The sequence below is a fragment of the Streptomyces lunaelactis genome (assembly GCF_003054555.1).
Classification (GTDB): Bacteria; Actinomycetota; Actinomycetes; order Streptomycetales; family Streptomycetaceae; genus Streptomyces; species Streptomyces lunaelactis.
On the sequence record NZ_CP026304.1, the window covers coordinates 749691 to 771770 of the forward strand.

The 22080-nt window shown below is 70.7% G+C and carries 19 protein-coding genes and 4 pseudogenes; 7 read left to right on the forward strand and 16 right to left on the reverse strand.

The window, feature by feature from the left end:
• The first annotated feature begins 124 nt into the window (after positions 1-124).
• A complete protein-coding gene (locus SLUN_RS03315) occupies positions 125-1012 on the forward strand; it encodes a universal stress protein (protein WP_108147079.1) in 888 nt (295 codons plus the stop codon).
• A 302-nt stretch (positions 1013-1314) separates the two neighbouring features.
• Here the strand turns inward: SLUN_RS03315 and pflA are convergent, their stop codons facing one another.
• The 5 genes and pseudogenes from pflA to SLUN_RS03335 form a co-directional block, all read right to left on the reverse strand.
• Positions 1315-2037: a pyruvate formate-lyase-activating protein gene (gene pflA, locus SLUN_RS03320; RefSeq protein ID WP_108154489.1), complete on the reverse strand. Its 723-nt coding sequence runs from the start codon at positions 2035-2037 to the stop codon at positions 1315-1317.
• 20 nt (positions 2038-2057) lie between these two features.
• Complete coding sequence (pflB, locus tag SLUN_RS03325) at positions 2058-4316, reverse strand: formate C-acetyltransferase (RefSeq protein WP_108147080.1); 2259 nt, start codon at positions 4314-4316, stop codon at positions 2058-2060.
• 96 nt (positions 4317-4412) lie between these two features.
• Positions 4413-4526 (reverse strand): annotated as a pseudogene (locus SLUN_RS40850) (carbamate kinase); the annotation flags it as partial.
• Positions 4527-4671: 145 nt separating this feature from the next.
• The gene (locus tag SLUN_RS03330) at positions 4672-5082 is read right to left on the reverse strand and encodes a hypothetical protein (RefSeq protein ID WP_159100173.1); all 411 of its coding nucleotides are present in this window, start codon (positions 5080-5082) and stop codon (positions 4672-4674) included.
• Between the two features lie 671 nt (positions 5083-5753).
• Entirely contained in the window at positions 5754-6611 is an 858-nt protein-coding gene (locus SLUN_RS03335; RefSeq protein ID WP_108147082.1) for a slipin family protein, read from the reverse strand.
• Positions 6612-7036: 425 nt separating this feature from the next.
• On the opposite strand from SLUN_RS03335, the gene SLUN_RS03340 reads away from it, so the two are divergent.
• The 5 genes from SLUN_RS03340 to SLUN_RS03360 all read left to right on the forward strand — a co-directional run bounded on the left by SLUN_RS03340 (position 7037) and on the right by SLUN_RS03360 (position 12893).
• Positions 7037-7663: a DoxX family membrane protein gene (locus SLUN_RS03340; RefSeq protein WP_108147083.1), complete on the forward strand. Its 627-nt coding sequence runs from the start codon at positions 7037-7039 to the stop codon at positions 7661-7663.
• Between the two features lie 85 nt (positions 7664-7748).
• Positions 7749-8765: a type I glyceraldehyde-3-phosphate dehydrogenase gene (gap, locus tag SLUN_RS03345; protein ID WP_108147084.1), complete on the forward strand. Its 1017-nt coding sequence runs from the start codon at positions 7749-7751 to the stop codon at positions 8763-8765.
• Positions 8762-9529 (forward strand): HAD family hydrolase, encoded by a 768-nt coding sequence (locus SLUN_RS03350; RefSeq protein ID WP_257153646.1) that lies wholly within the window; start codon positions 8762-8764, stop codon positions 9527-9529. Before gap ends, SLUN_RS03350 begins: the two co-directional genes overlap by 4 nt.
• Before the next feature lie 2 nt (positions 9530-9531).
• Positions 9532-11937 carry a glycoside hydrolase family 65 protein gene (locus SLUN_RS03355; protein WP_108147085.1) on the forward strand — a complete coding sequence of 802 codons (2406 nt, stop codon included), beginning with the start codon at positions 9532-9534 and terminating at the stop codon, positions 11935-11937.
• A gap of 44 nt (positions 11938-11981) precedes the next feature.
• The gene (locus SLUN_RS03360; RefSeq protein WP_108147086.1) at positions 11982-12893 is read left to right on the forward strand and encodes a universal stress protein; all 912 of its coding nucleotides are present in this window, start codon (positions 11982-11984) and stop codon (positions 12891-12893) included.
• Positions 12894-13507: 614 nt separating this feature from the next.
• Here SLUN_RS03360 and SLUN_RS03365 read toward each other — a convergent pair.
• The 9 genes and pseudogenes from SLUN_RS03365 to SLUN_RS03405 form a co-directional block, all read right to left on the reverse strand.
• Positions 13508-14155 (reverse strand): annotated as a pseudogene (locus SLUN_RS03365) (HAD-IC family P-type ATPase); the annotation flags it as partial.
• Positions 14137-14550 (reverse strand): annotated as a pseudogene (locus SLUN_RS03370) (phosphoketolase family protein); the annotation flags it as partial. The pseudogenes SLUN_RS03365 and SLUN_RS03370, both read right to left, overlap by 19 nt.
• Positions 14551-14710: 160 nt before the next feature.
• The gene (locus SLUN_RS03375) at positions 14711-15436 is read right to left on the reverse strand and encodes a GAF and ANTAR domain-containing protein (protein ID WP_108147087.1); all 726 of its coding nucleotides are present in this window, start codon (positions 15434-15436) and stop codon (positions 14711-14713) included.
• A 31-nt stretch (positions 15437-15467) separates the two neighbouring features.
• Complete coding sequence (locus SLUN_RS03380; RefSeq protein ID WP_257153647.1) at positions 15468-16058, reverse strand: ANTAR domain-containing protein; 591 nt, start codon at positions 16056-16058, stop codon at positions 15468-15470.
• A gap of 36 nt (positions 16059-16094) precedes the next feature.
• Positions 16095-16745, reverse strand: a complete 651-nt coding sequence (locus SLUN_RS03385) for a hypothetical protein (protein ID WP_257153648.1) — start codon at positions 16743-16745, stop codon at positions 16095-16097.
• An 813-nt stretch (positions 16746-17558) separates the two neighbouring features.
• The gene (locus SLUN_RS03390) at positions 17559-18275 is read right to left on the reverse strand and encodes a GAF and ANTAR domain-containing protein (RefSeq protein WP_108147088.1); all 717 of its coding nucleotides are present in this window, start codon (positions 18273-18275) and stop codon (positions 17559-17561) included.
• Positions 18276-18354: 79 nt separating this feature from the next.
• Entirely contained in the window at positions 18355-19116 is a 762-nt protein-coding gene (locus SLUN_RS03395) for an ANTAR domain-containing protein (protein WP_254710069.1), read from the reverse strand.
• Entirely contained in the window at positions 19113-19646 is a 534-nt protein-coding gene (locus SLUN_RS03400) for a hypothetical protein (protein ID WP_254710068.1), read from the reverse strand. The genes SLUN_RS03395 and SLUN_RS03400 overlap by 4 nt, the downstream gene beginning before the upstream one ends.
• 131 nt (positions 19647-19777) lie before the next feature.
• Positions 19778-20203: an STAS domain-containing protein gene (locus SLUN_RS03405; RefSeq protein ID WP_108147090.1), complete on the reverse strand. Its 426-nt coding sequence runs from the start codon at positions 20201-20203 to the stop codon at positions 19778-19780.
• 343 nt (positions 20204-20546) lie between these two features.
• On the opposite strand from SLUN_RS03405, the pseudogene SLUN_RS03410 reads away from it, so the two are divergent.
• Positions 20547-21051: pseudogene (locus SLUN_RS03410) on the forward strand (Asp23/Gls24 family envelope stress response protein); the annotation flags it as partial.
• A 370-nt stretch (positions 21052-21421) separates the two neighbouring features.
• On the opposite strand, the gene SLUN_RS03415 reads toward SLUN_RS03410, so the two are convergent.
• Both SLUN_RS03415 and SLUN_RS42015 read right to left on the reverse strand, forming a co-directional pair.
• Positions 21422-21850 carry a pyridoxamine 5'-phosphate oxidase family protein gene (locus SLUN_RS03415; RefSeq protein WP_306610671.1) on the reverse strand — a complete coding sequence of 143 codons (429 nt, stop codon included), beginning with the start codon at positions 21848-21850 and terminating at the stop codon, positions 21422-21424.
• 21 nt (positions 21851-21871) lie between these two features.
• The gene (locus tag SLUN_RS42015) at positions 21872-22078 is read right to left on the reverse strand and encodes a helix-turn-helix domain-containing protein (protein ID WP_306610672.1); all 207 of its coding nucleotides are present in this window, start codon (positions 22076-22078) and stop codon (positions 21872-21874) included.
• Between the last annotated feature and the right edge of the window lie 2 nt (positions 22079-22080).

Sequence of the window (22080 nt, forward strand, 5' to 3'; positions counted from 1 at the left end):
GGATCCGAGCCGACTGAACGGGCTCCCGGAGAAGGACCTTCGGGCCCTGCCGGGGACCAGCGGCCCCTCCTGACACCCGCTCCCGGGCCGGAGACTGAAGCGCGTCCCTGAAAGAGGTCTCCACATGCTCCGCAACATCACCGTCGGCCTGGACGGCTCACCCGAGAGCCTCGCCGCGGTCGACTGGGCCGCCCGCGAAGCGCAGCTCCGCGACACGCCCCTGCGCCTCGTGCACGCCGGGCGGTGGCAGCCCCGCACGTACGCGCCACTGACGGGCACCCCCACACCGTCGCGCCTGAACGACCCGCGGCGCGACTGGGCCGAACGCCTGCCGCGCGAGACCGCGGCCCGGCTTGCCGAACGCCATCCCGGTCTGCGCGTCAGCGCCGAACAGAGCGCGGAGCGGCCCGTCACGGCCCTGCTGGCTGCCTCCAGAGACGCCGATCTCCTGGTGCTCGGATCCCGGGGCCTGAGCGGAGTGACCGGTTTCCTGGCCGACTCCGTCGGGCTCTGGGTCGTGGCCCGGACCGAGCGGCCGGTCGTCCTCGTCCGAGCCGGTGAAGGCGCCGAGAACGATCATATGACGGGCGATGTCGTGCTCGGGCTCGGGCTGGAGAACTCCGACAACTCCGTGATCGGGTTCGCGTTCCACGCGGCTTCCCGCCGTGCGGCGAACCTGCGCGTAGTCCACGGCTGGAAGCCACCGCCCTCCTCCTACGGCTACGGCGAGGCCTTCGATATCGAGCCCAACGCGGAACTGGGCACGCAGGTGCGGCGCAGGCTGGCCGACGCACTGCGGCCGTGGCGGTCGAAGTTCCCCGGCGTCGAGGTGAACGAGCAGGCCCTGATCGGCACGGCGGGCTCCCACCTGGTGGACGCCTCCCGGAACGCCGCACTTGTCGTCATCGGCCGGCGCAACCGTCGTACACCGTTCGGGAATCACATCGGACCGGTGACACACGCGGTCCTGCACCATGTCGCCGCCCCGGTCGCGGTGGTCCCGCACGACTGACCACGCCCTCGGTCCTCAGCGCTCGGTCGAATCCCGGGCCAGGAACCGGCAACGGGGTGAGGCGCCGTTGTGTCGCGCGTTCGCCACGGCTTGCGAGCCGAGGGTTCGAACCGGCGCTCCCTGGCCGTCCCGGCCGGCGCACGCCATGGGGCCGAAGGGCCCCACGGCGGCCCGGTGGCCCCTGCTCGCGGACGCCGATCGCCCTCGTGCTCCAGTGGAGCAGACCTGCCGCCACCTCGGACTTCTCCGTCGGGCCCGGCACTACCGCTCTCCATGCGCGCCGGTCGCCAGTGGCCCCGGCTTCAGTAGGCCGTGAGCCCCTGTTCCCTGAACTGTTCGCGCACCCGCTCGGTCAGTGCCGGTTCGGGAGCCGGGTTGTCGCGCAGCGGGAAGGGGATCCCGAGGGCTTCGTACTTCGCGGCGCTCAGCTTGTGGAACGGCAGAACGTCCACTCGGCCGACACTGCCGAGGCCGGCGACGAAGCGTGCGAGTCCGGCAACGGCCTGGCAGTCGTCGGTCCAGCCCGGCACCAGGACGTACCGGATCCACATCGGGACACCGAGCCGGTCGAGCCGGGTGGCGAAGTTGAGAGTGGGCGCGAGCTCTCCGCCGGTCAGCTTCCGGTACGCACGGATGTCGAAGGACTTGATGTCCAGGAGCACCAGGTCGGTGTCGGCGAGCAGTTCGTCGGTGGCGCGGGCGCCGAGGAGGCCGGAGGTGTCCACGGCCGTGTGCAGTCCCGCCTCCTTGCAGCGGCGCAGGATCGCGCCGGTGAAGGCGGGCTGGAGCAGCGGCTCGCCGCCCGTGATGGTCACCCCGCCGCCTGCCGTGGTGATGAAGTCCCGGTACTTCTCGATCTCCGCCATCACCTCGTCGACGGTGACCTCCCTCCCGTCCCGCAGGTGCCAGGTGTCGGGGTTGGCGCAGTACAGGCAGCGCAGCGAGCAGCCACTGACGAAGAGGACGAACCGGGTGCCGGGACCGTCCACACCGGTCGACAGGTCCCAGGAGTGAATCCGCCCCATCGTGATGGCCTCCACGGTGCTCACAGCGATCCGTGGAAGGTACGGCTGATCACGTCGAGCTGCTGCTCGCGGGTCAGCCGGACGAAGTTGACGGCGTAGCCGGAGACCCGGATGGTCAACTCCAGGTATTTGTCCGGGTGTTCCATCGCGTCCTGAAGCGTGGCCCGGTCCAGGACGTTGACGTTCATGTGGAAGCCGCCGGAGGCCGTGTACGCGTCGAGGATGCCGACCAGATGGCCCGCGCGCTCGGACGGCGCGTGCCCCAAGCCTTCCGGAGTGATCGTCGTGGTCAGTGAGATGCCGTCGCGTGCCTGCTCGTAGGGGAGCTTGGCGACCGAGAGCGCGGAAGCGGCCACCCCGTGCCGGTCGCGGCCGTTCATGGGGTTGGCGCCGGGCGCGAAGGGCTGTCCGGTGCGGCGGCCGTCGGGGGTGTTGCCGGTGTGCTTGCCGTAGACGACGTTGGAGGTGATCGTCAGCACCGACTGGGTGTGCTCGGCGTCCCGGTAGGTGGGGTGCTCGCGCACCTTGGCCATGAAGGACTCGACCAGCCCGACCGCGATGGCATCCACCCGGTCGTCGTTGTTCCCGTACGCCGGCCAGTCGCCCTCGGTCTCGAAGTCCACGGCCAGCCCAGTGTCGTCGCGGATCACCTTCACCCGCGCGTACCTGACCGCGGACAGGCTGTCGGCTGCGACCGACAGACCCGCGATCCCGCAGGCCATGAAGCGGTGCACCGGGTGGTCGTGCAGCGCCATCTCGACGCGCTCGTAGGCATACTTGTCGTGCATGAAGTGGATGACGTTGAGCGTGTTGACGTACGTCGCCGCCAGCCAGTCCAGCATCCGGTCGTACGCCGCCGACAACTCCCCGTACTCCAGGTACTCGCCGGTCAGCGCGGGCGTCCCGGGCGCGATCTGCTCGCCGCTCAGCTCGTCCCGGCCGCCGTTGACCGCGTACAGCAGCGCCTTGGCGAGATTGACCCGGGCCCCGAAGAACTGCATCTGCTTCCCGACCGCCATCGCCGACACACAGCACGCGATCGCCGTGTCGTCCCCGGTGTGCGGGCGCGTCAGCTCGTCGGACTCGTACTGGACGGCGCTGGTGTCGATCGACACCTGGGCGCAGAACTCCTTGAAGCCCGGTGGCAGTCGGGGTGACCACAGCACGGTCAGGTTGGGTTCGGGCGCGGGGCCGAGGTTGTAGAGGGTCTGGAGGAAGCGGAAGGAGGTGCGGGTGACCAGCGGGCGGCCGTCCGAACCGAGGCCGCCGATGGACTCCGTCACCCAGGTCGGGTCGCCGGAGAACAGCGCGTCGTACTCGGGGGTGCGCAGGAACCGTACGATCCGCAGTTTGATCACGAAGTCGTCGATCAGCTCCTGGGCACGGGACTCGTCAAGGACTCCGTCGTCCAGGTCCCGCTGGAGGTAGACGTCCAGGAAGGTGGACGTGCGGCCCAGCGACATCGCGGCGCCGTTCTGCTCCTTCACGGCGGCGAGGTAGCCGAGGTAGAGCCACTGCACGGCCTCGTGCGCGGTGGCGGCCGGGCGGGAGACGTCGCAGCCGTAGGTGGCCGCCATCCGCGTCAGCTCGCCCAACGCCCGCATCTGCTCGGCGAGTTCCTCACGGTCCCGGATGGTGTCCGCCGTCGACGGCCCGGCGTCGAGGAGAGCGCGCTCGGCGCGCTTGGCGTGCGCGAGGAAGGCGGTGCCGTACAGCGCGACGCGCCGGTAGTCGCCGATGATCCGGCCGCGGCCGTAGGCGTCGGGCAGTCCGGTGATGATCCCGGCCTTGCGGGCGGCCCGCATCTCGGGGGTGTACGCGTCGAAGACGCCGTCGTTGTGGGTCTTGCGATAGGTCCCGAAGACGCGGGACACGAAGGGGTCGGGTTCATAGCCGTACGCCTTCAGGCTGTTCTCGACCATCCGCAGGCCGCCGTTCGGCATGATCGCGCGCTTCAGCGGGGCATTGGTCTGCAGGCCGACGATCAACTCCCGCTCGCGGTCGATGTATCCGGGCGCGTGCGAGGTGATCGTCGACGGGGTCGCGGTGTCGACGTCGAGGATGCCCCTGCGCCGCTCCTCCGGGAACAGGGCACTGACCTTCTCCCACACGGCTCGGGTGCGGCCCGTCGGACCTGCCAGGAAGGCAGAATCGCCCTCGTACGGCGTGTAGTTGGCCTGGATGAAGTCTCGTACGTCGATACGCTCGCGCCACCGTGTCCCGGCGAAGCCACGCCATGCCTCGGGCGGCCGCGTTCCGGCCGTCACTGTCGCTGTCATCGCCGGTTCTCCCTTGCCTCGCACTGGAATGTCTCCGCTTCGATCCTCGTGACGCGCGGCGGCCTGCGGGGAGGGCCGGGCAGTGCACAGGACACGGTCGGCGGTGACGGGGACGCCTCCCCCGCCCGCGCAGATGACGAGCGTGCCGCTGTTCAGCAGTTCGTGGACGGTCTCGGTCTCCAGAATCCGCTCGGGCGCCGGGGAGGGAACCGCACACGGGCCAGTTCGTCCAGGTCGAGGCGGCGCAGCGGGGCGGCCTCGACCGGGGCCTGCGGCACCGGAGGTGTGCCGGACGCTGCGTCGTTCACCCGGGTCCTCATATGAGGTTTTCCTTGCTTCTGTTCACGTGGGAGACCTAACGGCACCCGGAAGAGAGCCGGCCATGCGGCGAGTAGCTGGTATCGCCGTCGCAGGGGGTGAACAGCACCCACAGCCCCGAACTCAGGCGGGCGGCGATGGAGCGCTCGGGGAGGCCGAGTGTTCGGGAGACGGTGTCGCAGGAGCGGTCACCGATGAGGTGGAGAGCCAGCTCGATGCGGTCGAGCGGGGAGGAGGCGCTGTCGGGACAGCGGTCTCTGGCCGCGGGCAGGTGTGCGGGAGCAGGCCGTGGGGGTGCTCGGTGACGAGCAGGGACAGCGAAGCTGGGGCTCTCCTCCTTGCCGAAGGCCGCGGGAGGGTCGACGGGGTCGGCGAACACCTCGGACAGGGCCGCCTCGACAATGCCCGGGTCGTCCGTCATGAGGGTGGACAGGGCGTGGATGGCCATCAGGTGACGGTCACACCAGGCAACGACCGAGCGTCGGCGTGCGAGGAGCCGTTCGACCTGGGGGTTGTGGGGTTCCGCGTCGGCGGTTCGGGTCCCGGTCGGTGTGGTCACCACCGTGGGCTCCGGGAGCCGGGCTCGGAGCCCGGGTGCACTGGCCGAAGCCTCTGGGGAGGTCCCGTACGTGGCACCGGATCGTTGCCGGGTTCGCCTGCCCCGGTGATCAGGACCCGGCCATCAGCGCCGTGCCGATGCGCTGTCAGCATCTGAGAGGTGGGCATTGTGCCTCCGTCCGGAAGAGGTCGGCACGGCGCCGTGGTGCGGGGCAGGACGTGCGTGTCTTCGCGAGGGGAAGACTGGAGCAACGGTCCTTCCTGATGCCCCAGGACACGGTCATGGACTCCGGGCGCGGTGCCGTGTGTCTCTGAATGCGGCCGTACGGCGGGAGAGTTCGGGTATCGGGCCGGCGGCCGCGGGGGAAGCATCGGGCGACCGCGCAGGAAGCCGCCCGGGTGCATCCGTGTCAACTGGCAGTAAGCGCCGGGGTCCAGGACGTCTAGTCGCCAGCGTAGCCCCATTCGGACCAGGCACAAGGGGACCACCGTCCCGCGTCGCCATGGCGGTGACCTGCCAGGACAGGTCCTGGCAGGTCACCGCCATGGCGACGCGGTTGATCAGACGGTCTTGGTTGCCCCGTTCAGTACCGGGGCGGGGTCGGTCCTGGTGTCGCCGGCGGACCGCGGCGCGGTGGGGGTGGCGGCCGCTGCTGTTTCGCGGGCGAGGAAGGAGCCGAGTTCACCGATGGTGCTCATGAGGGGGGCGGGGAAGACGACGGTGGTGTTCTTGTCCACGCCGATCTCCACCAGGCTCTGGAGGTTGCGGAGTTGGAGTGCGAGCGGGTGGTTCATCATGATGTCCGAGGCGTCGCCGAGCGCTGCGGCGGCCAGTGACTCGCCCTCGGCGTTGATGATTTTGGCGCGCTTCTCGCGCTCGGCCTCGGCCTGGCGGGCCATTGCCCGCTTCATGCTGTCGGGGAGCTGGATGTCCTTGAGCTCGACCAGGGTGACCTCCACACCCCATTCGGCGGTCGTGACGTCGAGGATCTCGCGGATGCCGAGGTTGATGCGGTCGGTCTCCGAGAGCGTCTCGTCGAGGGTGTGCTGGCCGACGACCTTGCGCAGGGTGGTCTGGGCGATCTGGTTGATCGCCGCGTTGACGTTCTCGATCGCGATGACCGATTTCACCGCGTCCACGACCCGGAAGTAGGCGACCGCCGACACATCGACGCTCACGTTGTCCCGGGTGATGATGCCCTGGGACTGGATCGGCATCGTCACGATCCGCAGCGACACCCGGTGCAGGACTTCCACGACCGGGACGATGACCCGCAGCCCCGGTTCCCGTGATCCGACGAGCCGGCCGAACCTGAACAGCACCCCTTGCTCGTACTGCTTGACGACCTTGACGGCCATTGCGAGTGCCACCAGGGCCAAAAGGATCACGCTGACCAGAAGGAAGATCAGGACTTCCATGGTGCTGCTCCTCAGAATGAGGACCGCGTCGTTCCCGCGCGAGGTCCCGGAGTACGTCGGCGGAGCAGGGGAATTGGCCCGGGTCCGTCCGCAGGGCTGTCGGTGTGGTCCGGTGTGACCTTGACGCGACGAGCCGCCCTGCGGTGTATCCAGCATCGCCCGGTGTCCCCGCCCACGGCAGGGGCCGAACGGCCCCAACCTCCCGCCCCCGGCGGTGAGTCCGCCCGAAACGGGCAGGCGACGGCAGGACCCGGTCCGGCACCCGCGGCCTCCGGAGCGGGGCGGGGACGTTCGGCCCCTGTGACGGTACCTGTGGGCCCCTGTGGTCCGACTGGCCCGGGGCAGGACATTGAACGCAGGACGACGACGGCACGCGGACAGCTATCGCGCTACGCCTACCAGAGCCCCAGACAGGGATGAACATCATGGCAGTACACGAAACTCCCGGCCGGCACACGGGGTTCCACCTCCCGTCGCGACGCCGGGCCGGGACGGCCCAGAGGGCCGGAGAGACCACGATCGACACGACGGCCACGGCGACCCGCGCCCAGGTCTTCGCGGGGCTGCGGATCGTGACCGGGTTCATCTTCCTGTGGGCCTTCCTCGACAAGACCTTCGGCTGGGGCTACGCCACCGCATCCGGCAAGGGCTGGACCGACGGCGGCTCACCCACCAAGGGCTTCCTCAGCGGCGTCGCCGCCGGACCCATGGAATCCACCTTCCACTCCTGGGCCGGAGCGGGCTGGGCGAACTGGCTGTTCATGCTCGGTCTGCTCGGCGTCGGCCTCGCCCTGGTCAGCGGCATCGCGCTGCGGCTCGCCGCGGTCGCCGGGACCGCCCTGATGGCGTTCATGTGGATCGCCGAGTGGCCGCCGGCCAAGCACCTGGCCGACGGCTCGCCGAGCATGTCCACCAACCCGCTCATCGACTACCACGTCCTGTACGCGGCCGTCCTGATCGCCCTCGCGGTCGCCTCGGCCGGCACCACCTGGGGACTCGGCAGGACCTGGGCCCGACTCCCCGTCGTCCGCGACCACACCTGGCTCCGCTGAGCCCGGCCCGTACACCCGGGGGACCGATAACCGGGTCCCCCGGACCCATCCCCTCCCCTCCTCAACGGCAAGCAGAGGCACCGCCATGACCGTACGTGTAGGTATCAACGGCTTCGGCCGTATCGGCCGCAACTACCTGCGGAGCGTCCTGGCCCGGGCGGGACGGGGGGCCGCGGAGGTCGAGGTGGTGGCCGTCAACGACATCGCCCCCGCCGCGGCCCTGGCCCACCTGCTGGAGTACGACTCCACCTATGGGCCACTCGGCCGGGCCGTCGGCCACGACGAGCATTCGATCACCGTCGACGGGCAGCGCATCGCCTTCACCGCCCAACGCGACCCGGCCGTCCTGGCCTGGGGCAAGCTCGGGGTGGAGATCCTCATCGAGTCCACCGGCCATTTCCGTACCCGCGACGACGCGGCCCTGCACCTGAAGGCCGGTGCCCGCAAGGTGCTGATCTCCTCGCCCGGCAAGGACGTCGACGCCACCGTGGTGATGGGCGTCAACCAGGCCGGCTACGACCCGGACCGGCACCACATCGTCTCGGGCGCCTCCTGCACCACCAACTGCGTCGTACCGATGGTGCACGTCCTGCACGAGCAATTCGGCATCGTCAAGGGCTTGATGACCACCATCCACGGCTACACCAACGACCAGGCCCTGCTCGACAGCCCCCACAAGGACCTGCGCCGCGCCCGGTCGGCCGCTGTGAGCATCATCCCGACCAGCACCGGCGCCGCCCGCGCCGTCGGCCTGGTCATCCCCGCACTCGACGGCGCCCTGGACGGCATCGCCGTCCGCGTGCCCGTCCCGGACGGCTCCCTGACCGACCTCACCCTGGTACTGCGGCAGGAGGTCACCACCGAAGAGATCAACACCGCCTTCACCGAAGCCGCCGAGGGACCGCTGCACGGCATCCTGCGCGTGAACACCGCTCCCATCGTCTCCCGCGACATCATCGGCGACCCCGCCTCCTGCATCATCGACGCCCCCCTCACCCAGGCCCACGGCGACCTGGTGAAGGTCTTCGGCTGGTACGACAACGAGTGGGGCTACAGCAACCGACTGCTCGACCTCACCGAATACGTCGCCGCCCGGCTGTGACCACCATCGCCGGTCAGGCCCTGGTACCTCGCCTGCGGGCGATTCGGGCCGTGGTGTTCGACACCGACGGGGTGATCACCGACTCGGCCCGGCTGCACGCCGCCGCCTGGCAGGAGGCCTTCGACGCCTGCCTGGAGGCGGCGGGTCAGCACCGCCCGTTCGACCCGGTGGAGGACTACCGCCGCTACGTCGACGGCAGGGCCCGGCTGGACGGCGCCGCCGCCTTCCTCACCGCTCGCGGGCTGCGGCTGCCGGCCGGCACCCCCGCCGACCCGCCCGGCACCAGAACCGTGCAGGCCGTCGCCGCCCGCAAGGAGCAACTGTTCGCACGACGGCTGGCAGCGGGTTCCATCCCCGCCTGGCCCGGCACCGTACGACTGCTGCACGCGCTGCGCGCCGGGGGCGTGCCGTGCGCCGCGATCTCGGCTTCCCGGCACGCGCCGGAACTGCTGACGGGTGCGGGAGTCCGGGACCTGTTCGAGGCCGTGGTGGACGGCAACGAGGCGGCCCGCCTCGGGCTGCCGGGCAAGCCCGACCCGGCGATCTTCCTGGAGGCGGCCCGGCGGCTGGACGTACCGGCCGGGGAGGCGGCCGTCGTCGAGGACGCGCTGGCCGGTGTCGAAGCCGGCCGACGCGGCGGCTTCGGCCTGGTGGTCGGGGTGGACCGGACCGCCGGGCCGACCAGTGCCGACGACCTGAGCGAGCACGGGGCCGACCTGGTGGTCGCAGACCTCGCCGAGTTACTGACCGCCACGGAGGCGTAACGATGCCGGACGACTGGACCCTGAGCTACGAGGGCTACGACCCGGCGGACGAGCGGCTGCGCGAGGCACTGTGCACGCTGGGCAACGGCTCCTTCGCCACCCGGGGCGCCGCCCCCGAGACCACCGCGGGCCCGGCGCACTACCCCGGCACCTACGCCGCGGGCTGCTACAACCGGCTGACCTCGACCGTCGCCGAACGCCAGGTCGAGAACGAGGACATCGTCAACCTCCCCAACTGGCTGCCGCTGCACTTCCGTTGCCTCGGCGGCGGCGAGGCTCCGCCCGGTCCGTGGTTCTCGCCGGACGACGGCTCGCTGCTGGAGTACCGGCAGACCCTGGACCTGCGCCGGGGCACACTCACCCGCCGGATGCGGCTGCGGGACGCGCAGGGCCGCGAACTGGCCGTCGAGCAGTACCGCCTGGTGCACATGGGCGACCCCCATCTGGCGGCCCTGCGCACCGAGTTCACGGCGCGGGGCTGGACGGGCACCCTGGAGGTGGAGTCCGCGATCGACGGTGACGTCACCAACTCGGGTGTGGACCGCTACCGCGATCTGAACGGCCACCACCTCACCGACTGGCACACCGGGGCGACCGGACCCGACACCGTATGGCTGAACTGCCGCACCTCCGCCTCCGGCATCCGCATCGCGATGGCCGCCCGCACCCGGGCCGTATCCGCCGGCCCGGCGGCCGTGCGGCTCCTGCCCGGGGAGCGTCGAGCCGTGCACCTGCTGACGCTGCCGATCGGGCCCGGCCGGCCCGTCGCGGTGGAGAAGACGGTGGCCCTGCACACCTCACGCGACCCGGCGACCGGCGATCCCCGGTCCGCCGCGAACGACCGCGTGGAGCGGGCGACCGACTTCGCAGGACTGCTCGCCTCCCACCACGTCGCATGGGAACAGCTGTGGCGGAGAACGGAGTTGGACGTGCCCGGCGAGGCCGGAAGGATCCTGCGGCTGCACCTTTTCCATGTGCTGCAGACCCTGTCGCCGCACACCGCCGAGCTCGACGCGGGCGTACCGGCCCGGGGACTGCACGGCGAGGCCTACCGGGGCCATGTCTTCTGGGACGAACTCTTCGTCCTGCCCTATCTGAACCTCCACCTCCCGGAGGTCTCCCGGGCACTGCTGTCCTACCGCCACCGGCGGCTGGGCCAGGCGGTCCATGCGGCGGCCGAAGCCGGTCGGTCCGGGGCCATGTACCCGTGGCAGAGCGGCAGCGACGGCCGCGAGGAGACCCAGACGCTGCACCTGAACCCCCGCTCCGGCCGCTGGTCACCCGACAACTCGCGACTCCAGCACCATGTCGGATCGGCGGTGGCCTACAACGTCTGGCAGTACTGCCAGGCCACCGGGGACACCGGGTTCCTGCACGGGGCGGGCGCGGAGATGCTGCTGCAGATCGCCCGCTTCTGGGCAGACAGCGCGGTGTGGGATCCGGCGTACGAGCGGTACCGGATCCGCGGCGTGGTCGGCCCCGACGAGTACCACGACGCGTATCCCGGCGCCGCCGGACCCGGCCTCGACGACAACGCGTACACCAACGTCACCGCGGCCTGGGTGCTGTGCCGTGCCCTGGACCTCGCCACCGGGCTGCCCGCGCCGCGCCGTCAGGAGTTGTTCGAGCGCATCGGGCTGGAACCGGCGGAACTGGGGCACTGGGAGGATGTCTCCCGCCGGCTGCGAGTCCCCCTCCACCGGGGCGTTATCAGCCAGTTCGACGGCTACGGTGACCTCGCCGAGCTGGACTGGGACGGCTACCGCACCCGCTACGGCGACATCCGGCGTCTCGACCGGATCCTGGAGGCCGAGGGCGACAGCGTCAACCGCTACCAGGCGTCCAAACAGGCCGATGTACTGATGCTCGGCTACCTCTTCTCGCCCGCCGAACTCTCGGCGCTTCTGGCCCGCCTCGGGCACACCCTCGACGGCGACACCTGGCGTACCACCGTCGACCACTACCTCGCCCGCACCAGCCATGGCTCCACCCTCAGCGGCCTGGTCCACGGCTGGGTACTGGCCCGCACCCGCCCCGCCGAGGCCTGGAAGTACGTCTCGGAGGCCCTCACCGGCGACATCGCCGACCTCCAGGGCGGTACCACCGCCGAGGGCATCCACCTGGGCGCCTGCGCCGGCACCCTCGACCTTGTACAGCGCGGCCTCACCGGCCTCGAAACCCGTGATGACGCCCTGTGGCTCGACCCGGTACCACTCCCCGAGCTGTCCGAGTACAGGTTCTCCATCCGCTACCGGGGCCACCAGGGCGTCGGCCTGAGTATGCGCGCCGGACACCTGCGCATCAGCGTCCCCGCCTCTGGCGGGACGCCCATCCGGGTCGTCGTCGCCGGCCACGACATCACGGTCGCTCCCGGCCGGACCCGGCAGGTCGACCTCCCTCGCCGCTGACCGTGCGCCAGGCAACACACCCGCTCTCCAAGGAAGTTGGCATCATGTCCCGCATCATCACCGTAGGCCTGGACGGCTCGCGCGAAAGCCTGGCCGCAGCCAACTGGGCGGCCCGTGAGTCCCTGCTCCGTGATCTGCCCTGCCGCCTCGTACACGCGTGGGAACTGCAGTCGTACGACTACCCCACCGCCTACGCTCCGCCGACCGGGCCGGACCTGCAACGCCACTGGGCGGAGCGCGTGCCGCGCGAGGCCGAGGAGGATCTGCGTCGCCGCTACCCCGGCCTGCGGGTCAGCGCCGATCAGGTCGACGGGCAGCCGGTCCCGGTGCTGCTGGCGGCCGCGGACGACGCCGAACTGCTGGTCATCGGGTCGCGGGGGCTGAGCGGCATCGGCGGTTTCCTCGTCGGCTCGGTGGCGCTCTCGGTGGTGGCCCACGCCACCAACCCGGTGGTCCTGGTGCGGGCCGAGGAGCCGGACGCCTCCGGCCCTCGCCCTGCGGAGCCCCCGTACGGCAAGGTCGTACTCGGCCTGGACCTGCGGCGGCCCGCCGACGCGCTGATCGAGTTCGCCTTCGATGCCGCCGCCCGTCGCGCGTCGGCCCTGCGTGTCATTCAGGGCTGGACCCCGCCGGCCCACTACGGCCTGGACACCGGCTTCGGCTACACCTCCGGCGCCGTCACTTTGGGCCTGGGCGGCGAACTGGCCGCACAGGAGGCGGGCGGACTGACCGACGCGCTGCGCCCGTGGCGGGAGAAGTTCCCCGGAGTCGAGGTGACCGAGAAGTCCGTGATCGGCGGGGCCGCCCACCACCTGGTGGAGGCCGCTGCCGCCGCTGGCCTGCTGGTCATCGGCCGCCGCAACCGCGATTCGGCGATCGGCACGCACCTCGGCCCGGTCGCCCACGCGGTGATGCACCACGCCGCGGCCCCGGTCGCGGTCGTCCCGCACGACTGACCCAGGCAGCCCCGCCGCTCACACTCACTCCGCCCTGGGCCGACGGACTGGATCCGCGGCTCGCGAGTTCGGGTCCGGGCCGGTCTGTGGCACTTGGCGCTCCGCTGGCCTGCTCGGATGCATCGGTCCGGTGTTGGCGTGAGCCACCGCGGGCGACCAGTCCGATGAAGGGAACGGTGAATTCGGGACGCCGACAGGACGCGGGGACAGGGACATACTCGCGAGGGAGCCGAGGACACCGGCCTGCTGGGCCGTCGCTGAGCGGCTGACCGTTCCCGGCCGCCGGACGTGACGCGGATCGTCTCGGTGCTGTACCGCCGATGGCTCTGGTGACAGTGTCTTACCAGGTCACAGCGGTCCGGGGTGGCTGAAGCGGCCGGCCCGGCGTTGGATGCGGTGCCGGAGGGTGCGGTGGCGTACCGGCGGATGCGCGGCTCGCGCGTCGGCGCGGAGATCCCCGTGGTGAGGGCGGCGGCGACCTTGAGGAGCAGCATGGAGAAGCGGCGCAGTCCCGCCTGGAATTCGGTCTCCGGCTGCCGCTCTCCCAGCCCCAGCGCGATCCGCCCGAACTCGGCACGGCCCCCGGTGGCGACGACCACTCCGGTCGCGCTGCCCCCGTGCACCACCGTCCCCATCAGCGCGCAGGAGGTCAGCTCGGCCAGTGCCGCCCCTGCGGCGACCGGCTCCGGGGCTTTGTCGGCGGGGGCGGACTCCCCGGTGAGGACGCTCTCGTCGCAGGCGAACGCGGTGCACGCCAGCAGGCGCAGGTCCGCGGGCACCACCTGCCCCAGCGTCAGACGTACGACATCGCCCGGCACCAGCTCGGTCACATCGACCTCGGTGGCCGCGCCGTCACGGACCACGACGGCCGTGTGCCGCACCCGCGAGTGCAGGGCCTGTGCCGCCTTCTCCGCCCGGTACTCGTTGACGAAACCCAGCGCCACGCTCAGCACCAGAATCCCCGCGATGATGACCGCGCCAGTCCGCTCGCCGAAGAAGTACGAGACCCCGGCCGTCACCGCCAGCAGGATCAGCAGGGCGCTGCGCAGCTGCCGCCCGAGGACCGCCAGGACGCGGACGTGGTGCGTGCGTACGGCGTTCGGCCCGACGGCCGTGAGCCGCTCGGCCGCCTCACCCCTCTCGCCCCCGGACAGACCTTCGGGACTGCTCGCGAGCGCGGCCAGCACGGCCTTCGCGTCCTCGGCGGCGGCGTCCCCCACCCGCAGCTCTGCCACCCGGGTGGTCACTGACTCCAGGTCCATTCGGCCACCTCGGGAAGGTCCGCCCCATGGGCGCGGATCCAGTCGTGATGGCGGTGACGGACGTCGACCATCCGCTGCCGCCGCAGCGCCGCCGCGCGGACCGCGGGACCGGGCACCCGGTCGATGACGTCCATGACCAGCCGGTACAGGTCGAGGTCGTTGCGTACGATCATGTCGAACGGGGTCGTGGTGGTGCCCTCCTCCTTGTAGCCGCGCACGTGCAGATGCGGGTGGTTGGCTCGGTGGTAGGCAAGCCGGTGGATCAGCCACGGACAGCCGTGGTACGCGAAGACGACGGGTTTGTCAGGGGTGAACAGCGCGTCGCACTCGCTGTCGGGCTTGCTGTGCGGGTGTTCCTCCGCAGGCAGCAGCCGGGCGATGCAGATCCGCCCGACGGCCAGGTACTTCGCCGCCCGCCAGTGGGCGTCCAGCGCGCTCAGTTCTTCCTCGTCGAGGCGGTTGAGACCGTCGGGGGTGTCGAGCGCGTAGAGGGAAGCCTCGGGAGGGGGACGGAGTGGCATGACGAACCCTTCTTGAAGAGGGCTGTTCGGGACTTCAGGACTTTCGGGTGCTGAGGCCGGGGAGGAATTCGGTTTCGTCGATGAAGGCGCGGGCGACGTCCGAGAGCCGGCGGTTGTGGGAGCGGGCGTAGACCCGCAGGGTGGTGAACGCCTGTTCCATGTCCGTGTGGTGGCGTTCGGCGAGTTTTCCCTTGGCCTGTTCGATCAGGACGCGGCTGCTGAGGGCTGTCTGCAACTGCTCGTTGAGGAGCGTGCTGCGCTCGCTGGTGCGCTGTTGCAGCAGGCTGATGGTGGCGACGTCGGCGAGGGCCTGGGCGAAGGGGGTTGCTGCGGGACTGATGGGCGCCGGGGTGGTGTGGAAGAGGTTGAGGGCGCCGACGACCTCGTCGCGCAGGCGCATGGGCAGCGCCTGGACGGCGGTGAAGCCGCTCCGCCGGGCTTGGGCGGTGAACAGGGGCCAGCGGGCGGCCTCGTCGCGCAGGTCGTGAACGGAGATCGCGATTCCGGTGTGGAAGCAGTCCAGGCAGGGGCCTTCGTGGTTCTGGAGCTGGAAGAGTTCCAGGAGGCGCACCCTTTCGTCGGAGGCGGCCATGACGCGCAGCACGCCGTCACGGTCGGCGAGCAGGACGCCCGCCGCGCTCGCGTCGAGCAGGTCGACGCAGCGGTCGGTGAGCAGGCGGAGGAAGTCCATGAGGTCGAAGTCGGCGACGAGACTGTCCGCCAGCTCGACGAACGTCCGGGCCATCAGCTGTTCCTTCATCGTGCACACCTCTGTGTGTGGGGTGGGAGCATCAGGGCTCGTCGTCGAGAGGTCGCGCATCCGGCGGTTGCATGTCGGACGGAGTCGTGCCCGGGGGGAGGCGGAGCCGATGGGCGACCACGTCGGCGGCGACCACCGAGATCCGTGTCCCCCGGGCGTACGCGTGGGCGCGCAGCCGGACGAAGGCTTCCTCGAAGCCGACGCCGAGCTGGACCATGAGGATGCCGGTGGCCTGGTCGATCTCGGCGCGGTAACCGCCCAGGTCGTCGAAGGGCGCGGCGTCCGTCCGATCGGTGTCGGACGCGCCGGTGTCGGACGGAACACCCGTCTCAGTGATCCGGGCATCGAGCAGAAGCAGCGCGGCGGTGTCGGCGAAGGCCATCGCGTCGGCCACCTCGTCCGCGTCCAGCTCGACCGAACTGCTGGAGTACAGATCGAGTACGCCGGGGCTGATGCCCGTCCACCGCACCATGGCCGAATCCCGTTCGAGCGCACGCCGTGTCGGTGAGGCGGCTGTCCGGTCGAAGGCGCCGGCGGGCGGAGTGTCCGGGATGTCGTGCCGCCGCACCGCAGCGATCCGCCGCGTCTCCTGCTCCGGCGACAGCTCCACAGGCTCCTCCACACCTGCGCACCCGCCGTTTCCGGCCGGTGCGGACGGCTATTCGGGCCGCTGGGTACGGGCGTTGTGAGCGAGGCCGTCCGGATGATCCGCCGTGCGTTCCCCGAGGGGAAGAACCATGAGCCGCAGGGCTGTCGGTTCGGGCGGGCGCCGGATCCGCCCCGCGTCCTGCCAGCCCCACGCCTCCAGGGCGGCACCCACCGGACGGTCGGAGTGCTCCACCAGGGTGACGCCGAGCGAGGCATGGTGGTCAGTGAGCAGGCGCTCCTGGAGCCGGCGGGCCAGTCCGTGGGCGTACCGGTGCGGATGGACGACTGTTTCGAGGATCGCGAAGACATGCCCGGACGCGGTCAGTTGTTCCAGGTTCTGTGGCAGTGGACCTTCGAACCCGTACCACCAGGAGCCGTCGCGCGGCACGGAGATTCCGACGACACAGCCGGTCAGGGCCTGCGCCTCGGCGACCAGCATGTCGAATCCCGGTAGTTTCACGTTGTCCGCCAGACGGTGCAGGAACTTCTGCCGGTCGTGGAACTCCTCACCCGGCTCGGCGGCGGAGGACTCCACGTACAGATCCGCCAGGTCCTCCCGCAGGCCCTCGGCCTGCCAGCGGTTCAGTCGGCGCAGCCGCACCGTGTCCAGGTCGAGACGCTCTGAGCCTTCGGGTTCGGGTGGTTGCCGCGGGGTGCGCATGGGGCGCCTCGGTTCAGGAGACCGGCAGATGTGCGGGAGTGCCATCGTGGCCGATGGGCAGTGCGGCGCCGGGGTCCAGGACGTCTGTACAGCAGCATAGCCCCGGATCGGAGCCCCGGCGGGGCCCGTTGGGGGCACGGGGACACTGGGGTGCCGATGGACGAACGGTGAGCGCGTCGGCCGGACCATCCGCGGACAGCCGCGGTCGGACGGCGGAAACCCTGTTTGAACGCGGGCTGTTGGGGAAGCCGTCCGGTGTGCTTCGGACCGAAGGCACGCCCGTGCGAGCAGCTGTCGCTGCTCCTCTGTGCGCTGCGGTCTGCCGGCTCCCACGGTGAGTGATGCCACCGATCGGGGAGACACGTGCCCATGCCGTACGTACGCACGCAGAGTTCACGAAGCGCACGCCCCCACGGCTACGACGACACGCCGGACGGGTGCATGGGCGGCGCCCGCGAACGGCGCTGTTCCCCTTCACCGGCATCTGCTCTAGGCTTCACGCGGGGAAGACGGGACTGCGGCCGTGTCAGGTACCAGCAGGTCTTCCCATCCAGGCTCCCAGCCCCCGAGTCGGAAACCAGGCCCGGCCGGAGCCGCATCGCCGCAGTGCGCGGCTCCAGCCTCCGTCCTCCCGGCATTTCCAGACGGGGTGTTCTCACCAGTCCCGCCGCCGCGGAGGACAGCGCGCGAGCGAGGACACGGTGGAGGGGGCCTCCCATCCTCGCGCCACGTACGGCCGCCGCCGCAGTGCGGCGGCGGCCGTACGTGGCGCGAATCCCGGCGCGGGGGCGGCGGTCGGTGGCGCGGAGTGGGTCAGGACCCCAGTCCGGGGAAGGGTTCGGAGTCGTCGATGAAGGCGCGGGCCACATCGGACAGGCGCCGGTTGTGGGAACGGGCGTAGCCACGCAGGGCGGTGAAGGCCTGTTCCATGTCGACGCCCTGGCGTTCGGCGAGTTTGCCTTTGGCCTGTTCGATCAGTACGCGGCTGTTCAGCGCGGTCTGCAGCTGTTCGTTGAGGATCGTGCCGAGTTGGGCGGAGCGTTGTTGCAGGAGGCTGATGGTGGCGACGTCGGCCAGGGCCTGGGCGACGAGTATGTCTGCCGGGTCGAAGGGGCCGGGCGTGGAGTGGAAGAGGTTCAGGGCGCCGACGACCTCGTCCCGCAGGCGCATGGGCAGCGCCTGGACGGCCGTGAAACCACTGCGCTGGACCGCTACCGCGAAGCGGGGCCAGCGCACGGTCTCCGCACTCAGGTCGGGGACGATCACGGGTGTGCCGGTGCGGAAGCACTCCAGGCAGGGGCCCTCGTCGTTCTGGAGCTGGAAGAGTTCCAGCAGGCGTACCTGTTCGTCGGAGGCGGCCATGACGCGCAGTTCGCCGTCGCGGTCGGCGAGCAGCACCCCGGCGGCGCTCGCGCCGAGCATGCCGACGCAGCGGTCGGTGAGCAGGCGCAGGAAGTCGATCAGGTCGAAGTCGGCGACCAGGTTGTCCGCCAGCTCGACGAAGGTCTTGGCCAGAAGCTGCTGATTCATCGTGGGCACCCTCGATTGAGACTAGTCCGGCCGGAATGCGGCGGGAAGCACAGCACGTTCATCCGATGGCACCGGTGCGTCAGGTTTCCTCGTCGGTCCGTCTGGGTTCCGCGTCCGGAGAGAAACGGAGCCGGTGGGCCACCACGTCGGCGGCCACCTCGGTGAGCCGGCGTCCCCGCAGGTAGGCGTGGGCGCGCATCCGTACGAAGGCTTCGTCGATGCCAACACCGAGCTGGACGGTGAGGATGCCGGCGGCCTGGTCGATCTCCGCCCGGTATCCGCCCAGGTCCTCGAAGCCTCGGTCTTCCCGTGCTCCGTCGACCGGCGCGTTCGTCTCGTCGATCCGCGCGTCGAGCAGGAGCAGCGTCGCGAGATCGGCGAACGCCAGCGCATCGGCCAGCTCCCCGGCGTCCAGCACGGTCGGCACGTCGGCGTACAGGTCCAGAACTCCGGGGCTGATCGCCCCGATCTGCAGGGGGAGCGCGAAGACGGCGCGTGCCCCGGCCTCCAGGGCCGCATCCGCGAACACGACCCAGCGGTCCTGTATCTCACTGGCCAGTAGATCGGGTATCAGGACGGCCGAGCCGTGCCGGAAGGCATCCACGCAGGGTCCCTCGCCGAGGGTGAGCTGCAGCTCCTCCAGCTGTTCGCTGATGCTGTCGGTGCCGCACAGCGGATGACTGGGCGCGGTGCGGGACATCGCCGACAGCCCGGCCCCGCCGACCGGGAGCGCGGCCACGGCAGCGGTGCACACGTCCACCACACCGACCCGGGCACCGCGTCGCGCCGCCTCCTCGGCGACCAGCATCTGGATCCGGGCCGACCGGCTGTCGGACGTCATCCTGGCCACCGCGTCCAGGCATCGTGCACAAGTCCCTCCAGCCTCGGCGCGGTTCGTTCGCAGACGGGAAGGACCAGCACCCGGAGCAGTGTGGCGGTGACCGGCTTCCGGACCTCTCCCACGTCCGGCCATCCCCAGGAACGGAGCGAAGTGAGGGCGGGGTGGTCGGCCCGGCCCACCAGGGTGGCGACGCCGAGCGACGCCTGCTGGTCGGCCGGCAGCCGCTCCTGCGATCGGCGGGCCACATGCGCATCCTGTGGGTGCGGGCGGACCGGGATATCGGTGATCGCGAGGACTCCGCTGGACGCGGTGAGTTGCTCGATGCCGCGCGGCGGTGCCCCGTCGAACCCGAGCCACCAGAAGCCGTCGCCGCGCACCGGGAAGCCGGAAGCGCATCCCACGGGGCCGTCCGTCTCAGCGATCACCATGGCGAAGCCCGGCCGCCGGATATCGGCGGTGAGACGGTCCAGAAAGTGCCGGCGGCTGGGACGGCGGTACGCCTCAGGAGGTGACGTCTCGCGGGAGTCCATGTACAGATCCGTCAGCTTCCCGCTCGGGTCCTGTGCCTGCCGGCGGTTCGCCCGACGTAGCCGGACCGTGTCCATGGTGGACGACGCGCTGCCACGGGGCTTTCGCGGCTGCCCCCACGCCGACCGGGCCGTCACCGCGCATCACCCGAGAGCACAGAGGCAAGCGGAACAGTCCGGTTCCGCGGGGTTTGGGCGGTCGCGGCCGGGACACCCCCGAGAGGAGGTGACAAATGCCCGAACGGAACATCGAGGAGCAGGAACCCGGAGCCGGTGAGGTCGAGGATCAGGCTCAGTGTCGGTGGCGGGTGATGCAGTCGCAGGGTCCCGCCGGCCTCGGTGGTCCTCTGCGCGGCGTGGAGGAAGACGTTGAGGCCGCTGCAGTCGCAGAAGGTGACAGGGCTGAGGTCGATGTCGATGGTGCGGATGCCGTCGCTCAGGCACCGCGCCAGTGCCGTGCGTACCAGAGAGGCCGATTCCAGGTCGATCTCACCGGCCAGGGTGATCAGTGCCCGTTTCCTTCGGTCATGGCGGTAGACAGTGAGCTGCGGGAGGGGCATGACGCCTCAGTTCAGAAGACCATCCGGCAACGGACGTGGTGACGCCGGGAATCCCGGCGCCCATGGCGCGCTGCCGGCAGGGGCGTGCGTTCGGCGGAGGCGAAGCAACGGCTGGCCCGGCAGCCTGTGCGACAGGACAGCGGACCCACCCGGTTCCCTCCAGGGATGCGCCGGGTGACGGACGAAGAGCCCGCTCCCCGCAGCCATCTGTGTCGAGCAACGACAAACCGCCGGGGTCTGGGACGTCCGTACCGCAGCATAGTCCTCGACCCGGTCCGACGGACGGTCCGAAGCCGTCCGCTTCTCGTACCCGGGCAACGCCTGGACATGATGCCGCGCGGGTATGTCCGGTGTCCTGCGCGGTACTTGGGCAGCCAGCGCGAAATACGGTGACCGACGGCAGCCCGGGTACGACGGTCCGCGGTCCGTGCACCACCTGAGGAGGTGGTTTCGCACGGCGGAGCCGAACAGTTCAACTCCGCAGGCCGCACGGCCCGGACCTGGGGAACCGCCGGAGACCCGCGGCCCGACGGCCATCGCGGACGGGGTGGTGGAGAAGATCGCCGGGATCGCCGCACGGGAAGTCCCCGGAATCAACGCACTGGGCGGCGGATTCACTCGCACTGTGGGCGCCGCGCGACCGGTGTCCCCGGCGGGCACGCGAGCGCGGGGCGCGGCGTCAAAGTCGAGGTCGGCGAGAAGCGGACCGCCGTCGACCTCCAGGTCGTCTGGAATACGAGGTGAGCATCACCGAGGTCGCCGCAGAGGTCCGTGTGAACGTGATCGCTGCGGTGGAACGGATGACGGGCCTGGAAGTCGTCGAGGTGAACATCGCGGTCAACGACATTGCACCTGCCGAACGAGGACACGCCGGAGACCAGCGAGGACCAGGTGCTCTGTTGCCCTGGTAAGGATGCGCGCGACTGCCCGCACGTGGTGACTGTGCCGCGTCGGGCAGGAGGCGTGAGCGTTGGCGGGTGGAGCCTCTGTGCGTGGGAAGGGGGATCCGCTGCGGGTTGGTTCGAGATCCTTTCCCGAGTTGGCGGGATCGGCCTTCACGATCCCTGAGTCCGTCCAACCGGGTCCCGTTCGGGGCGCGTTCGGGACGCAAGGACAGGAACAGACCGACAAGGACGAAGGGATGCCGACTCGGCCTACCGCTTCTGACCGGCAAAAACGTCACGGATCGACATTGGTCGGCAAGGACCGTCAAAATCCTCAAAGGACCTGTATCCGGCGTCCGGTGACCCGCTCCGGGGTGATGCGGACCCACAGTTCGCGGTCACCGCCCGCCCACGGTGCGGAGCGGGCCGCGCCGACGAGGTGACGGGTGGCGGCGGGGTCGGTGACCCATTCGGCACGGCCGACGACCAGGACGCTCCAGCCCTCGCTCAGCGCCTCGTCGATGTGGTCCACCTCGAAGGCGGCCTCGGCTCCGGCGGCCAGGGCCGGTGTGGCGCCGCGCGCGGTGCTGAAGGCGACCGCGCCGTCCACGACCGTGTAGTTGACCGGGACGATGGCCGGGCCGTCGGGCGTGGACACCGAGACGCGTCCGACGCCGTGTGTGGACAGCCGGGCCCAGCACTCCCCGGGGTCCAGTTCCGTCAGCTCGGGGTGGTAGGCCGCCCGCCCGATGCCGGGCGGCAAGTCGACATCGCTGCCGCGCAGTTAGGCCACGGTGGTCTCCAGCGCGCCGGCCAGCCGAATCAGGAAGCCCGTGCCCGGGGACGCGGTCGGCCGCTCCTCCACGTACCGCAGGTAATCCGGAGTCGTGCCCGCCCGCTCGGCCACCTGCTCCCTGGTGAGCCCCAGTTCCTCGCGCCGCGCTGCCACCCGCCGTCCGATGTCTCCGGCGTTCCTCGTCGGTTCCAGCATGG